14 protein-coding genes and 1 pseudogene are annotated in these 12,924 nt (G+C 70.4%); 8 read left to right on the forward strand and 7 right to left on the reverse strand.

Going from position 1 to position 12,924, the window contains the following annotated elements; genetic code table 11:
• Window positions 1–25: 25 nt before the first annotated feature.
• Window positions 26–901, reverse strand: coding sequence for a helix-turn-helix transcriptional regulator (locus tag ACWD3I_RS11230; protein WP_451084067.1), 876 nt, complete (start codon window positions 899–901; stop codon window positions 26–28).
• Between the two features lie 101 nt (window positions 902–1,002).
• Between ACWD3I_RS11230 and ACWD3I_RS11235 the strand changes: the two genes are divergently transcribed.
• The 4 genes and pseudogenes from ACWD3I_RS11235 to ACWD3I_RS11250 all read left to right on the forward strand — a co-directional run.
• Window positions 1,003–2,433, forward strand: coding sequence for an MFS transporter (locus ACWD3I_RS11235; RefSeq protein WP_365393865.1), 1,431 nt, complete (start codon window positions 1,003–1,005; stop codon window positions 2,431–2,433).
• A gap of 85 nt (window positions 2,434–2,518) precedes the next feature.
• Window positions 2,519–2,725: a hypothetical protein gene (locus tag ACWD3I_RS11240; protein ID WP_046262677.1), complete on the forward strand. Its 207-nt coding sequence runs from the start codon at window positions 2,519–2,521 to the stop codon at window positions 2,723–2,725.
• Between the two features lie 9 nt (window positions 2,726–2,734).
• Window positions 2,735–2,932 (forward strand): hypothetical protein, encoded by a 198-nt coding sequence (locus tag ACWD3I_RS11245; RefSeq protein ID WP_365393866.1) that lies wholly within the window; start codon window positions 2,735–2,737, stop codon window positions 2,930–2,932.
• An 82-nt stretch (window positions 2,933–3,014) separates the two neighbouring features.
• A pseudogene (locus tag ACWD3I_RS11250) lies at window positions 3,015–3,493 on the forward strand (helix-turn-helix domain-containing protein); the annotation flags it as partial.
• On the opposite strand, the gene ACWD3I_RS11255 reads toward ACWD3I_RS11250, so the two are convergent.
• The 5 genes from ACWD3I_RS11255 to ACWD3I_RS11275 form a co-directional block, all read right to left on the reverse strand.
• Entirely contained in the window at window positions 3,394–3,999 is a 606-nt protein-coding gene (locus tag ACWD3I_RS11255) for a TetR family transcriptional regulator (protein ID WP_365393867.1), read from the reverse strand. The pseudogene ACWD3I_RS11250 and the gene ACWD3I_RS11255 overlap by 100 nt on opposite strands.
• Before the next feature lie 25 nt (window positions 4,000–4,024).
• A complete protein-coding gene (locus ACWD3I_RS11260) occupies window positions 4,025–5,038 on the reverse strand; it encodes an aldo/keto reductase (RefSeq protein WP_365393868.1) in 1,014 nt (337 codons plus the stop codon).
• 77 nt (window positions 5,039–5,115) lie between these two features.
• Window positions 5,116–5,727, reverse strand: a complete 612-nt coding sequence (locus ACWD3I_RS11265) for a LysE family translocator (RefSeq protein ID WP_266892644.1) — start codon at window positions 5,725–5,727, stop codon at window positions 5,116–5,118.
• A gap of 67 nt (window positions 5,728–5,794) precedes the next feature.
• On the reverse strand, window positions 5,795–6,706 hold the full coding sequence (locus ACWD3I_RS11270; protein WP_365393869.1) for a DUF4394 domain-containing protein: 912 nt from the start codon (window positions 6,704–6,706) through the stop codon (window positions 5,795–5,797).
• Window positions 6,707–6,846: 140 nt separating this feature from the next.
• A complete protein-coding gene (locus ACWD3I_RS11275) occupies window positions 6,847–8,229 on the reverse strand; it encodes a glycine--tRNA ligase (RefSeq protein ID WP_365393870.1) in 1,383 nt (460 codons plus the stop codon).
• A 186-nt stretch (window positions 8,230–8,415) separates the two neighbouring features.
• Between ACWD3I_RS11275 and ACWD3I_RS11280 the strand changes: the two genes are divergently transcribed.
• The 4 genes from ACWD3I_RS11280 to ACWD3I_RS11295 are packed head-to-tail and all read left to right on the forward strand — an operon-like array spanning window position 8,416 to window position 11,547.
• Window positions 8,416–9,372, forward strand: coding sequence for a zinc ABC transporter substrate-binding protein (locus tag ACWD3I_RS11280; protein WP_365393871.1), 957 nt, complete (start codon window positions 8,416–8,418; stop codon window positions 9,370–9,372).
• 50 nt (window positions 9,373–9,422) lie between these two features.
• On the forward strand, window positions 9,423–10,169 hold the full coding sequence (locus ACWD3I_RS11285; protein ID WP_365393897.1) for a metal ABC transporter ATP-binding protein: 747 nt from the start codon (window positions 9,423–9,425) through the stop codon (window positions 10,167–10,169).
• A complete protein-coding gene (locus ACWD3I_RS11290; protein ID WP_307030872.1) occupies window positions 10,169–11,071 on the forward strand; it encodes a metal ABC transporter permease in 903 nt (300 codons plus the stop codon). Before ACWD3I_RS11285 ends, ACWD3I_RS11290 begins: the two co-directional genes overlap by 1 nt.
• 59 nt (window positions 11,072–11,130) lie before the next feature.
• Window positions 11,131–11,547 carry a Fur family transcriptional regulator gene (locus tag ACWD3I_RS11295; protein WP_365393872.1) on the forward strand — a complete coding sequence of 139 codons (417 nt, stop codon included), beginning with the start codon at window positions 11,131–11,133 and terminating at the stop codon, window positions 11,545–11,547.
• On the opposite strand, the gene ACWD3I_RS11300 is transcribed toward ACWD3I_RS11295, so the two are convergent.
• Window positions 11,548–12,894 carry a histidine-type phosphatase gene (locus ACWD3I_RS11300; RefSeq protein WP_365393873.1) on the reverse strand — a complete coding sequence of 449 codons (1,347 nt, stop codon included), beginning with the start codon at window positions 12,892–12,894 and terminating at the stop codon, window positions 11,548–11,550.
• Window positions 12,895–12,924 lie beyond the last annotated feature (30 nt).

Here is a 12,924-nt window from a genome sequence, read left to right on the forward strand (position 1 = left end):
CGGAGCTGACCGTTGACGCGGTGAATCAGGCCGACCTGGCGACCGCGATCGCGTGCAGTTTCTCCAGCCGCTTCCGCGACTCCTCGTCCGCCGGCGTGTACGTGACCATGCGCGGCCCCAGGTCCGGTCCGAGCCACAGGTCGGTGTGGATGACGGAGACCCGGCCGACGTAGGGGTTGAGGAACTCCTTCTGCTTGCTGCGGTGGGAGACCACCTCGTGCCGGTCCCAGGCCTCGCAGAACTCCGGGGACTCCGTGCGCAGCCGCTTCAGCAGCATCTTCCAGGCGGGCTCGGCGAGATGGTTGGCCATGGCGGCGCGCAGCCGGGCGGCCATGAGACGGCGGGTCTCCTCCAGGTGCACGATCGACCCGGCCCACTCCTCGTTCGTGTAGCAGAGGACCATGCAGTTGCGGTCCTCGGGCGGCACCGCGTCCAGGTCGCACAGGAGCAGGCCGTAGGTGCGGTTGTAGGCGAGGATGTCGTAGCGGCTGTTCTGCACACAGGCCGGCATCGGCTCCATCTGCTCGATCACCTGGCGCAGCGCGGGCGTGATCGACGGGCAGCTGGTGGCCGGCGTCGGGTCCGCCGCCCCGGCGAGCTGGAAGAGGTGGGCGCGTTCGCTCGGGTCGAGCAGCAGGCTGCGGGCGAGGGCGTCCAGGACCTGCACGGAGACCTGGATGTCACGGGCCTGCTCCAGCCAGGTGTACCAGGTCACGCCGACCGCGGAGAGGTGGGCGACCTCCTCGCGGCGCAGACCGGGGGTGCGGCGCCGGCGGCCGCGGGGCAGGCCGACCTGCTCGGGCGTGATGTGCTCGCGGCGGTGGCGCAGGAAGGCGGCGAGCTCGTGCCGCCGGATGTCCGCGGGAGCCGCCGTCGTCGTCTCCTGGACCGTCATCGTCATGCCTCCAGCGTGCCGCCGTACGGACCCTGTTTCCAGGTACTCCTTCTACCAGGATAAAGACACTCTGGTACCCGTCTGACGGGAAGCGGAGGCTTGTCTCCGTGAGCACCGAAACCACCACCCCAGGCCAGGTCCGCACCGCGAGCGCGCCACCCGTGCTCGGCGGCCTCGGACTCTTCACCGTGCTGCTCGGCGCGGCACTCCCCCTCATCGACTTCTTCATCGTGAACGTCGCCCTGCCCACCATCGGCCACGACCTCGCGGCGAGCGAGTCGGTCCTCGAACTCGTCGTCTCCGGCTACGGGTTGGCGTATGCCGTCCTCCTCGTCCTCGGCGGCCGGCTCGGCGATCTCTTCGGCCGCCGCCGGCTCTTCCTCGGCGGCATGGCGGCCTTCGGCCTGACCTCGCTGGCCTGCGGGCTGGCCCCCACCGCGTGGACCCTGGTCGCGGCCCGGGTCGCACAGGGCGCGGCGTCCGCGGCGATGCTGCCGCAGGTGCTGGCCACCATCCAGGCGGCGACCTCCGGACAGCGGCGGGCCAAGGCGATGGGCCTGTACGGCGCGACCGCCGGGCTCTCGATGGTGGCGGGCCAGATCCTCGGCGGGGTACTGGTCGCCGCGGACATCGCGGGCACCGGCTGGCGCTCGGTGTTCCTGGTGAACGTCCCGGTCGTCCTCGTGGGCCTGTTCCTGGCCGCCCGTGCCGTCCCGGAGACCCGCTCCCAGAACCCGGAGCCGGTGGACGGACCCGGCACGGTCCTGCTCGCCGCGTCCCTGCTCGCGCTGCTGGCCCCGCTGACCGAGGGCCGCTCCGCGGGGTGGCCGCTGTGGACGTGGCTGTCGCTGGCGGCGTTCCCGTTCGTGGCGGCGGCGTTCTACGCGGTGGAGCGCGGGGCGGACCGGCGGGGGCGGACGCCGCTGGTGCCGCCGAGCCTGTTCCGACTGGTGTCCCTGCGGCGCGGGTTGGTGATGATCGTGCCGTTCTCCATCGGCTTCAGCGGCTTCATGTTCGTGATCGCGGTGGCGCTCCAGCGGGGCGCGGGCCTCGGCCCGGTACAGGCGGGTCTCGCGCTGGCTCCGATGGCGGTGGTGTTCTTCTTCGTCTCGCTCGCGGGTCCGCGGCTGGTGACGAGGTACGGGACACGCGTGGTGACCGCGGGCGCCGGGATCCAGGCGGTGGGCGTGGGCCTGATGGCGCTGGCGGCGTGGCGCTCCTGGCCGGACCTGGGCCTCGTGGAGCTGCTGCCCGGAGCGGCGATCGCGGGCGCGGGCCAGGCCCTTCAACTCCCGGTGATCTTCCGGATCGTGCTCTCCGAGGTGCCGACCGCGAGGGCGGGCGTGGGCAGCGGGGTCATGGTCACCACCCAACAGTCCGCCCTGGCACTGGGCGTGGCGACGCTCGGCACCCTGTTCCTCTCCCTGACCCCGGGGCTGGGCATGCGGGACGCGCTGGTGACGACACTCCTGGTGCAGCTGGTGGGCGTGGCCCTGACCGGGCTGCTGAGCCTGCGGCTGCCGCGGACGGTCGGGTGAGGCGGTTCAAGGATCGACGAACTTGCCGTGAAGATGCTCCTGTTGATGTTGGTCTTGCTGCACACTCCTAGCCGGAGGCGAGGCCATGTTGCAGATCAACACGAGCAAAGTGAGCCGCTGGGACCAACACGGACGTGAGCACGTCGTCCAAGTGCAGCGCAAAGGCGCGCAACGCACGATCAGATGCGACACCTGCGGCTGGCGCAAGAACGCGCAGTTCCTGCCGTGGCTGAAGGCGGAGGAACACCTCGCGGAGGAACACCAGGCGACGGTGGACCCGAGCGCGGGCTGACCTGCGTCCATGCCGAAGAAGGAGCCCAGGGAGCTGATCGTCGGCCTGCGGGGCCGCCCGATCGGCACCTTCGACGACTTCTGCGACCGCATCGTCCTCCACATCGACAGGCGCGGTGTCTTCGCCCAGGGCGATGTCGGGACGAGGGCGTTCCGTAGTGCGTTCGGGGGCGGACAGTCCCGGCTGATCGTGCACAGGGCGGGGTGATCGGGACCACGTTCCGGGCCGGTGCGGGTGCTGCCGACCCGGTATCCGCGGAACGCGCGGATGGTGCGGCAGTCCGACCCGGGCGTTGCCGCCCGAGACCCGCCGCCGGGTCACGGTCACCCACGTACGGGGGCCTTCATCCGACAGCACGCGCACGACCCCGAGCTACGGCCGCACATGATCGCCGCCGCGCACCACATCTCCCTCAGCCATCTGCACCGGCTCGTCCAGGAAGAGGGGTCCGGCGAGACGGTGGCCGCCTGGATCCGCGGCCGGCGGCCGGCGGGCGCCCACCGTGATCTGGCGAACCCCGCGCTGCGCTCCACGCCGGTCCACACCATCGCGGACCGCTGAGGCATCCCCCGCTCCTCCGTCCTCACCCGCGCCTTCCGCGCCGCGTACGGGATCTCGCCCACGGAACACCGGTTCCTTGCGCTGTCCGAGGGCGGGCAGACGCCCTGTCAGACCCCTGGCACCTGGGCCCGCAGCCCTCGCACGAGCACATCCACCACCGCCGTGAAGTCGTCCCACACCTCCGGCCGCTCCCACTCCCGGGCGTAACCGGGGTCGTGGAAGCGGCCGGTGGCGTGGAAGAGGGCGCGGGCCGTGGTGGCCGGGTCGGGGGTGCTGAAGGTGCCCGCCGCGACGCCGGCCCGCACGATCTCGGTCAGCTGGTCGGTCAGCTCGGTGAGGTGGGCGCCGACCACCTCACCGGCGTCCGCGGCCAGCACCGAGTACGTGGCGAAGAGTTCGGGGTCGTCGCCCGCCTTGCGGCGCTTCGCCTCCAGGAGAGCCGCGAGCCAGTCGCGCAGCCGGGTCTGCGGGTCCCGGTCGGTGGCCGCGACGATGCCGGCCAGTTCCTCCGTCGTCCGGTCCAGCCACCGCTTCGTCACGGCCTCCCGCAGCGCCGCCTTCGTACGGAAGTGCCGGTAGACACTGCCGTGGCTGACACCGAGCGCGCGGGCCACGTCGACCACGGTCGCCTTCGCCGGGCCGTGGCGGCGCAGCACCTCCTCGGTGGCCTCGAGGATGCGCTCGGCGGTCAGGGTCTCGCTGGTCGGAGGCATGCGTAGACGGTACCCGGCACCGCGATCAGCGCTCGCTGTCGAGCATGGCCATCTGTGCGGGGGCGTACCGCTCACCGGCCGCCGCGTCCGCCGGTACGGCGGCCTCGATGGTGGCGAGGTCGGCCGCGTCCAGGGCCACGTCCAGGGCGCCGAGGGCCTCGCCGAGCCGCTCGCGGGTGCGGGCGCCGATCAGCGGCACGATGTCCTCGCCGCGGGAGACCACCCAGGCGATGGCGATCTGCGCGACGGAGACGTCCTTCTGCTCGGCGATCTTGCGCAGGGACTCGACGAGCGTGAGGTTGTGCTGGAGGTTGTCGCCCTGGAAGCGGGGCGAGTGGGCGCGGAAGTCGTTCGCCGCGAACCCCTGCCCGGCCGCGACATGACCGGAGAGCAGTCCGCGCGAGAGCACGCCGTACGCGGTGACGGCGATGCCCAGCTCGCGCAGGGTGGGCAGGATCTCCCGCTCGGGGCCGCGGGAGATGAGCGCGTACTCGATCTGGAGGTCGGCGATCGGGGCGGTGGCGGCGGCCCGGCGGATGGTGTCGGCGCCGACCTCGCTGAGCCCGATGTGGCGGACGTATCCCTTCTCGACCAGTTCCGCTATCGCGCCGACGGTCTCCTCGATCGGCACGTCCGGGTCGAGCCGGGCGGGGCGGTAGACGTCGATGTGGTCGACGCCGAGGCGCTGGAGGGAGTAGGCGGCGAAGTTCTTGACGGCGGCCGGGCGGCCGTCGAAGCCGTACCAGCCGTCGTCCGGGCCGCGCAGGGCACCGAACTTCACGCTGGTCAGCGCGTTCTCGCGGAGGGCGGCCGGGGCGGTGCGCAGGGCCTCGGCGATCAGCAGTTCGTTGTGGCCCATGCCGTAGAAGTCGCCGGTGTCGAGCAGGGTCACGCCTGCTTCCAGGGCGGCGTGGACGGTGGCGATGGACTCGGCACGGTCCGACTCGCCGTACGCGCCGGACATGCCCATGCAGCCGAGACCGAGGGCGGAGACCCGGGGGCCGGTGGTTCCGAGAGTGCGGGGGGTCTGTGTCGTCATGCCCTCCACCCTGACATGACAGCTGACAGATTTCAATATCTGTCAGCTGTCACCGGCTATCTGCTATCTGCTATCTGTCAGCCATCCGTCGTGGCCAGCTTGGCCCCGAGCAGTACGAACGACCCCGCGAAACTCCGTCGCAGCCACGCCATCACCCTCGGCCGCCCGATCACATGGCGACGGACCGACGCCGCCAGCACCCCGTACGCGGCGAACACCACGAAGGTGGCCAGCATGAACACCCCGCTCAGCACCAGCATCCGCAGCAACGCGCCCGACTCCCCCGACGGCACGAACTGCGGCAGGAACGCGAAGAAGAAGATCGTCAGCTTCGGATTGAGGACGTTGATCAGCACGGCCCGGACGACGACCCGCCCCGCGGAGACGGGAGCGGCGTCCCGCTCCACGGCGATCGCCTCCCGGTCCCGCAGCGTCGCCCACGCCATCCACAGCAGATACGCGACACCGGCGTACTTCAGGACCTGAAACGCCGTCGCGCTCGCGTGCAGCAGCGCCGCCACCCCGGTGATGGCCGCCACCATGTGCGGCACGATCCCCAGGGTGCAGCCGAACGCCGCGACGACGCTCGCCCGCCGTCCCCGCGACAGCCCCGCCGCGAGCGTGTAGACGACACCGGTACCAGGAGTGGCGACCACGACGAGGGTGGTCAGCAGGAACGCGAGACTCATACCGCCACCCTGCCGTGGCCGCCACGTCCGCCTACAGGGCCAATCGAGCAGCCGCTACGGGGACCACTCAGCCCTGCTTCAACGGGATCGCCAGATCGACCACCTGCCACCCCTTCGGGAAGGAGCCGGTGGCCGCCGCCGTGCCGGTCAGCAGATCGACCCGGAAGGCACGCGAACCCGTCACCGCATAGGCGGAGTTGGTCCCGGTCCTGGTCGAACTGTAGATGTCGAAGCCGGAGTCGCCCGGCGCGTCGGCACCCTTCTGCCCGGTCGGGGCGAGGTTGCCCGCGTTGGCCGGGGACTGGACGGAGACGCGGTCCTGGGCGGTGTCGAGGTCGAACAGGGTGGTGGCCGTCGCGGCGCTCAGGTCGTTGTTCGTGTACGCCGCCCCTGTCACGCCCGTCGCCGTCGCACCGGTCGTCGCGGGCGGCACCGGCGGGTTGGTGAGGGTGCCGTCGGTCGCGGTCGTGCCCGCCGCGGGGGCGCCGGCCGGGTCGTCGATGTTGTGGCGGAGGTTCTGGCCGGTGTCGCTGATGACGCGGAGCCGGTTGGCGGCCGCGTTGAAGTCGACGCCGAAGTTCGTGCCCTGCGGGGCCACGCTCAGTTGGGAGACCTTGGTGGCCTTGGCGCCGATCTCGCGGATCGTGTAGATGCCGCCCTTGTCGCCGACGCCGTACAACTTGCCGTTCTGGACGCGGTAGTCGATGCCGATCAGGCTGCTGTCACCCGTGAGGCCGCCGACCTTGCCGAGCGGGAGGATGCGGTCGGGACGGTCGACACGGAAACTGACGAGACGCCCGCCGCCGGTGAGGCCGATCGCGTTGAGCCGGCCGCCCGCGGCACCGGGGAGCCCGGCCGAGGTGCCGGACTGGGTGGAGACACCGGAAGGGGAGTCGCCCTGGTCGTTCGCCGCCACATAGCCGACCGTGCCGATGGCCAGGGCCAGCGTGGCCACGCCGATGACTGCTTGCTTGCGCATGAGTGCCCCCGTGAGAGACCGCGTGGCCCCCTGCGGGCCGCGCATGTCCTCCCCTTCGGAGGCGATTGCGCCCTGGATGGGCGAAACCCCGGTTCCGTTACGTCTGTTACGGAACCGGGGTCTTCGTGCACCGCTCGTGACTAGCAGCCGATCAGTCGGCTCGCCAGGTAGCCCTCGATCTGGTCCAGCGACACCCGCTCCTGCTTCATCGAGTCACGCTCGCGGACGGTGACCGCGTTGTCCTCGAGCGTGTCGAAGTCGACCGTGACGCAGAACGGCGTACCGATCTCGTCCTGGCGGCGGTAGCGGCGGCCGATGGCGCCGGCGTCGTCGAACTCGATGTTCCAGTTCTGGCGCAGCGCCTGGGCGAGGCCCTTGGCCTTCGGGGACAGCTCCGGGTTGCGGGACAGCGGGAGCACCGCGACCTTCACCGGGGCCAGCCGGTGGTCGAGGCGCAGCACCGTGCGCTTCTCCAGCTTGCCCTTGGCGTTGGGGGCCTCGTCCTCGATGTAGGCGTCGAGGAGGAACGCCAGCATCGCGCGGCCGACACCGGCGGCGGGCTCGATGACGTACGGCGTCCAGCGCTCCTGGGCCTCCTGGTCGTAGTAGGAGAGGTCCTGGCCGGAGGCCTTGGAGTGGGCGTTGAGGTCGTAGTCGGTGCGGTTGGCCACACCCTCGAGCTCGCCCCACTCGTTGCCGCCGAACTGGAAGCGGTACTCGATGTCAGCGGTGCGCTTGGAGTAGTGGGAGAGCTTCTCCTGCGGGTGCTCGAACCACCGCATGTTCTCCTCGCGCATGCCGAGACCGGTGTACCAGTTCCAGCGCTGCTCCATCCAGTACTCCTGCCACTTCTCGTCCTCGCCCGGCTTGACGAAGAACTCCATCTCCATCTGCTCGAACTCACGGGTGCGGAAGATGAAGTTGCCCGGCGTGATCTCGTTGCGGAACGACTTGCCCATCTGGGCGATGCCGAACGGCGGCTTGCGGCGCGAAGTGGTCTGCACCTGCGAGAAGTTGGTGAAGATACCCTGCGCGGTCTCGGGGCGCAGGTACGCGATCGAGCCCGTGTCCTGCGTCGGGCCCAGGTGCGTGGAGAGCAGACCCGAGAACTGCTTGGGCTCGGTGAACTGCCCCTTGTTGCCGCAGTGCGGGCAGTTGATGTCCGCGAGGCCGTTCTCCGGGAGGCGGCCCTTCTTGGCCTCGTACTCCTCCTCCAGGTGATCCGCACGGAACCGCTTGTGGCAGGAGGTGCACTCGGTCAGCGGGTCGGAGAACGTGGCGACGTGGCCGGAGGCCACCCAGACCTCGGGGGCCAGGATCACGGACGAGTCGATACCGACGACGTCCTCGCGCGAGGTCACCATGTAGCGCCACCACTGGCGCTTCAGGTTCTCCTTGAGCTCGACACCCAGCGGTCCGTAGTCCCAGGCGGCCTTCTGGCCGCCGTAGATCTCACTGCAGGGGAATACGAAGCCACGGCGCTTGCTCAGGCTGACGATGGTGTCGATCTTGTCGGCGGCCACGGTGCTCTCTTCATTACGACGACGGGCGACGAAGCATCTCTGCGATCGAGCAGTGCTTCAGAGCGAATGCCTCAGGTTACCGGCGGTGCCTGCCCCTCAATCAAATCGGTTCGGTCTACGGGCCCTCACAGGCCTCCTACCACGCTTTGTTGACAACCGTTTCCATATTTGTTGAAAATGACTGTCATGAACGTACGACGACACCACATATCCGGGATCGCGATCGCGGCGGCCACCGCTCTCGGCCTCGGAGCCCTGTCCGCCTGCTCGACCGACAGCGCCGCGGCCGGCAACACGGACAAGTTCGACGTCGTCGCGTCGTTCTACCCGATGCAGTACCTCGCCCAGCAGATCGGCGGGGACCATGTGAACGTCACCACGCTGACCGAGCCCGGCCAGGAACCGCACGACCTGGAGCTCAGCACCCGGCAGACCGCCGAACTCGGCGAGGCGGACGCGGTGCTCTACCTCAAGAGCCTCCAGCCGGCCGTCGACGAGGCCGTCTCCCAGTCCGAGGTCAAGACGAAGATCGACGCGGCGACGCTGACGAAGCTCGAGGACCACGGCGACGTCGAGCACGAGCACGGATCCTCCGAGGAGCACGCCGACGAGGAGGAGCACGCCCTCGACCCGCACATCTGGCTCGACCCGGTGAAGTACCGCGAGGTCGCCGAGGGCGTCGCCAAGGCCTTCGAGAAGGCCGACCCCGACCACGCGGCCGACTACAAGAAGAACGCCGCCGCGCTGACGACGAAGCTCGACGACCTCAACACCCGGTTCGAGGACGGGCTGAAGAACAGCGCGACCAAGGTCTTCTTCACCAACCACGCGGCCTTCGGCTACCTCGCCGAGCGCTACGGCCTCACCCAGGAGGCCATCTCCGGCCTGGACCCGGAGAGCGAGCCCAGCCCGGCCCGGATCAAGGAGCTCCAGACCGAGGCCAAGGCCGACGGTGTGACCACTGTGTTCTACGAGACACTGGTGTCCGACAAGACCGCGAAGACCCTCGCCTCGGACGCGGGACTGAAGACGGACGTCCTCGACCCGCTCGAGGGGATCACCGACAAGTCCAAGGGTGACGACTACTTCCAGGTCATGGAGTCCAACCTCTCGGCGCTCAAGACAGCACTAGGCGCCAAGTGATCGTTACGGAGGCCCTCGTGAGCGAGCCCGTCATCGAGCCCGTCATATCGATGCGCGGTGTCCGCGCCGACCTGGGCTCACGCCCCGTCCTGCGCGGCATCGACCTCACCGTGCACCGCGGTGAGGTCGTCGCGCTGCTCGGCGCCAACGGCTCGGGCAAGTCCACGGCCGTGCGCAGCGTCATCGGCCAGGTGCCGGTCGCGGCCGGCGAGATCGAGCTGTTCGGCACCCCGCGCCGCCGGTTCCGCGACTGGGCGCGCGTGGGCTACGTCCCGCAGCGCACCACGGCCGCGGGCGGCGTGCCCGCCACGGTGACCGAGATCGTCGCCTCCGGCCGCCTGTCCCGGGCCCGCTTCGGCATGCTGCGCAAGGCCGACCACGCGGCCGTACGCCACGCCCTGGAGCTGGTCGGCATGGCGGACCGCGCCAAGGACTCCGTGAACGCCCTCTCCGGCGGCCAGCACCAGCGCGTACTCATCGCCCGCGCGCTGGCCTCCGACCCCGAACTGCTGATCATGGACGAGCCGATGGCGGGCGTCGACCTGGCCAGCCAGGAGGTGCTGGCGCGGACCCTGCGCGAGCAGGTGGCGCAGGGCGCGACCGTCCTCCTCGTCCTCCATGAACTGGGCCCCCTGGAACCGCTGATCGACCGCGCGGTCGTCCTGCGCGACGGCTGCGTGATGCACGACGGCCCGCCCCCGAAGGCCGTCGGCCAGCACGCGCTGCCCGGCCACGACCACGTACACCCGCACGCGGCTCACGACGCCGAACCGATCCGGACGGGGCTGCTGAGCTGATGGAATTCCTGAACTACGCCTTCATGCAACGGGCCCTGCTCGCCGCCGTCCTCGTCGGCATCACGGCCCCCGCGATCGGCATCTACCTGGTCCAGCGCCGCCAGGCCCTCATGGGCGACGGCATCGGCCACGTCGCGATGACCGGCGTCGGCCTCGGCTTCCTGCTCTCCTGGTCGCCGGTGTGGACGGCGACCGTCGTGTCGGTGCTCGGCGCGGTCCTCATGGAGCTGATCCGCTGGTTCGGCCGCACCCGCGGCGACATCGCCCTCGCGATGCTCTTCTACGGCGGTATGGCCGGCGGCGTGATGTTCATCAACCTCGCGCCGACGGGCTCCAACGCGAACCTGACCTCCTATCTGTTCGGCTCGCTCTCGACGGTCTCGCAGGACGACGTGACCGCGATCTGTGTGCTCGCCGCCTTCGTGGTGTTGGTCACCCTGGGCCTGCGCAGGCAGCTCTTCGCGGTCAGCCAGGACGAGGAGTTCGCGCGCGTCACGGGTCTGCCGGTGCGCGCCCTGAACCTGCTGACCGCGATCACGGCGGCCGTGACGGTGACGGTCGCCATGCGCGTGGTCGGCCTGCTCCTGGTGTCGGCCCTGATGGTGGTGCCCGTGGCGGCGGCGCAGCAGCTCACCCGTAGCTTCGCGGCGACCTTCGCGATCGCCGTGGCCATCGGCGTCAGCGTGACCATCGGCGGCACGGTGACGTCGTACTACCAGGACGTCCCGCCCGGCGCGACGATCGTGCTGCTGACCATCGGCGCGTTCATCGTGCTGACCGTGCTGGCGACCCCGCTGGCCCGGCGCCGAGCCCGTCAGGCGGCCGCGGCACAGCCCGGCGGCGACCCGGCGGAGTGCACGATTCCGGCCAGCCGGGAGGGGACCGGGAAGGTCGGCGTCTGACTCCGCACAGACCGGGCTGGCACAATGGCCCGGCAAGTGCAGACGTGAGGAGGCAACCGGTGACGACCGCTGGACCGCCCGTAAAGGGCCGCGCGACCCGACAGCGGGCCGCCGTGGCGGCGGCGCTCGACGAGGTCGACGAGTTCCGCAGTGCGCAGGAACTCCACGACATGCTTAAGCACAAGGGCGACTCGGTCGGCCTGACCACGGTCTACCGCACGCTCCAGAACCTCGCCGACGCGGGCGAGGTCGACGTCCTGCGCACCTCCGACGGCGAGTCCGTCTACCGCCGCTGCTCCACCGGCGACCACCATCACCACCTGGTGTGCCGGGTGTGCGGCAAGGCCGTCGAGGTCGAGGGCCCGGCGGTGGAGAAGTGGGCCGAGGCGATCGCGGCGGAGCACGGGTACGTCAATGTGGCGCACACGGTGGAGATCTTCGGCACCTGCGCGGACTGCGCGGCGGCGACGAAGTAGCTACGCCCGCCCGAAGCAGCGCTCCAGTTCGTCCAGGTCGTAGAACTTGCTGCCCTTGGCGATCGGCTCGCAGCTCGCCTTGAAGGCGGTCTCCTTCTCGTTGTAGAGCATGCGGACCAGGTAGCGGCCGTTCTTCTCGTAGACGTCCCACTGGATGTTCGAGCCGAGCGGGGCGACGGACGCGCCGCGCCAGGGGTTGTCGGTGTAGGTGTACGGCTCGGCCTCGGTCACGCCCCGGGTGCTGCCCGGCAGGCCCATCAGCGCGGCCAGCGGGATGATCTCCTCGGCGTGGGTGAAGCGGAGTTCGGCACCGAGGGTGCTGGTGCCGGCCTTCTTGGCCTCGACCTGCCGGAAGAAGTCGTCGAGCAGAACGTCGGCCATCTTGTACGTGATGTCGCTGTCCGCGAAGCCGGGCCCCTTCTCGTAGAAGTCCTCGGCGTCGCTGAGGTATCCGAACCAGTCGGCGTCGGAGCGCGAGATGTACCGCTCCATGCCCCAGCCCTTGCCGTCCGGGCTCTCCTGGCTCATCGCGGGGGCGATGGCGTACAGGTTGTAGACGGCGGTCGCGGCGGCGATCTGGTCGCTGGCGCCGAGCCCGGCCACGAAGTCGGCCTTGAAGAGCCGGCGCAGCACGCTGCGGGCGGCCTTGTGGGTCTTGGGTTGGTCGGTGATCGACTCGAGGGTGCTCGCCAGCCGCTGGTCGTTCGCGATGTAGTCGCGGTACGCGGCGCCGCCGTCCGCCTTGTGGAAGTAGAGCTGGTCCTTGTCGGTGCGGGTCGCGCCGATGAGGGACGTGAGCGACGGGTCGGTGTCGCCGAGGGCGCCCGCGTAGATGTTCGCGCTGTCGACGGCCCGGCCCTGTCCGGAGCTGACGACGTCGATCTTCTCCCCGTCGGCGGCGATCCTCGAGAACAGCGACGGGAGACGCTCGGCCATGCGGACGGCCGTGTCGTGGATCTCCTCCTTGCCACGCCCGCTCAGATCGCCGTAGCCGACCTTCGCCATGGCGGCCTGAAGGGCCCGTACCTTCGGGCCGAACTCCTCGCCCTTTCCGGTGAGTTCGCCCGCCGCCCGCGCCTTGTCCCACAGCGCGAGGATCAGATCGCCGTCCTCGCTGTCGGTGGCGGAGCGGGAGCCGTGCCGGGAGACGTTCTCCGTGAAGACGGGGGTGAAGCCGGCGGGCGCCCGGCCGTAGGAGTGCGCGCTCTGCCCCGGCGCGTACGTGGCCTTCGTGCCGTAGCTGTCGCGGTGCGCCAGGTGCGCCCCGGGGGAGGCCGCGTCCGCGTGGGCGGGCAGCGCGGTGAGGACCAGGGCGCCGAGGGCGAGGGCGGGGGTGACGCGTTTCATGTGCGGGCCGTTTCAACGAGCGGGAGACCG

Source organism: Streptomyces sp. NPDC002817 (genome assembly GCF_053592055.1).

Coding starts and splice junctions, on each gene's coding strand:
- ACWD3I_RS11230 (WP_451084067.1), bottom strand. CDS start 901: ATGACGATGACGGTCCAGGAGACGACGACGGCGGCTCCCGCGGACATC.
- ACWD3I_RS11240 (WP_046262677.1), top strand. CDS start 2,519: ATGTTGCAGATCAACACGAGCAAAGTGAGCCGCTGGGACCAACACGGA.
- ACWD3I_RS11245 (WP_365393866.1), top strand. CDS start 2,735: ATGCCGAAGAAGGAGCCCAGGGAGCTGATCGTCGGCCTGCGGGGCCGC.
- ACWD3I_RS11255 (WP_365393867.1), bottom strand. CDS start 3,999: ATGCCTCCGACCAGCGAGACCCTGACCGCCGAGCGCATCCTCGAGGCC.
- ACWD3I_RS11260 (WP_365393868.1), bottom strand. CDS start 5,038: ATGACGACACAGACCCCCCGCACTCTCGGAACCACCGGCCCCCGGGTC.
- ACWD3I_RS11265 (WP_266892644.1), bottom strand. CDS start 5,727: ATGAGTCTCGCGTTCCTGCTGACCACCCTCGTCGTGGTCGCCACTCCT.
- ACWD3I_RS11270 (WP_365393869.1), bottom strand. CDS start 6,706: ATGCGCAAGCAAGCAGTCATCGGCGTGGCCACGCTGGCCCTGGCCATC.
- ACWD3I_RS11280 (WP_365393871.1), top strand. CDS start 8,416: ATGAACGTACGACGACACCACATATCCGGGATCGCGATCGCGGCGGCC.
- ACWD3I_RS11285 (WP_365393897.1), top strand. CDS start 9,423: ATGCGCGGTGTCCGCGCCGACCTGGGCTCACGCCCCGTCCTGCGCGGC.
- ACWD3I_RS11290 (WP_307030872.1), top strand. CDS start 10,169: ATGGAATTCCTGAACTACGCCTTCATGCAACGGGCCCTGCTCGCCGCC.
- ACWD3I_RS11300 (WP_365393873.1), bottom strand. CDS start 12,894: ATGAAACGCGTCACCCCCGCCCTCGCCCTCGGCGCCCTGGTCCTCACC.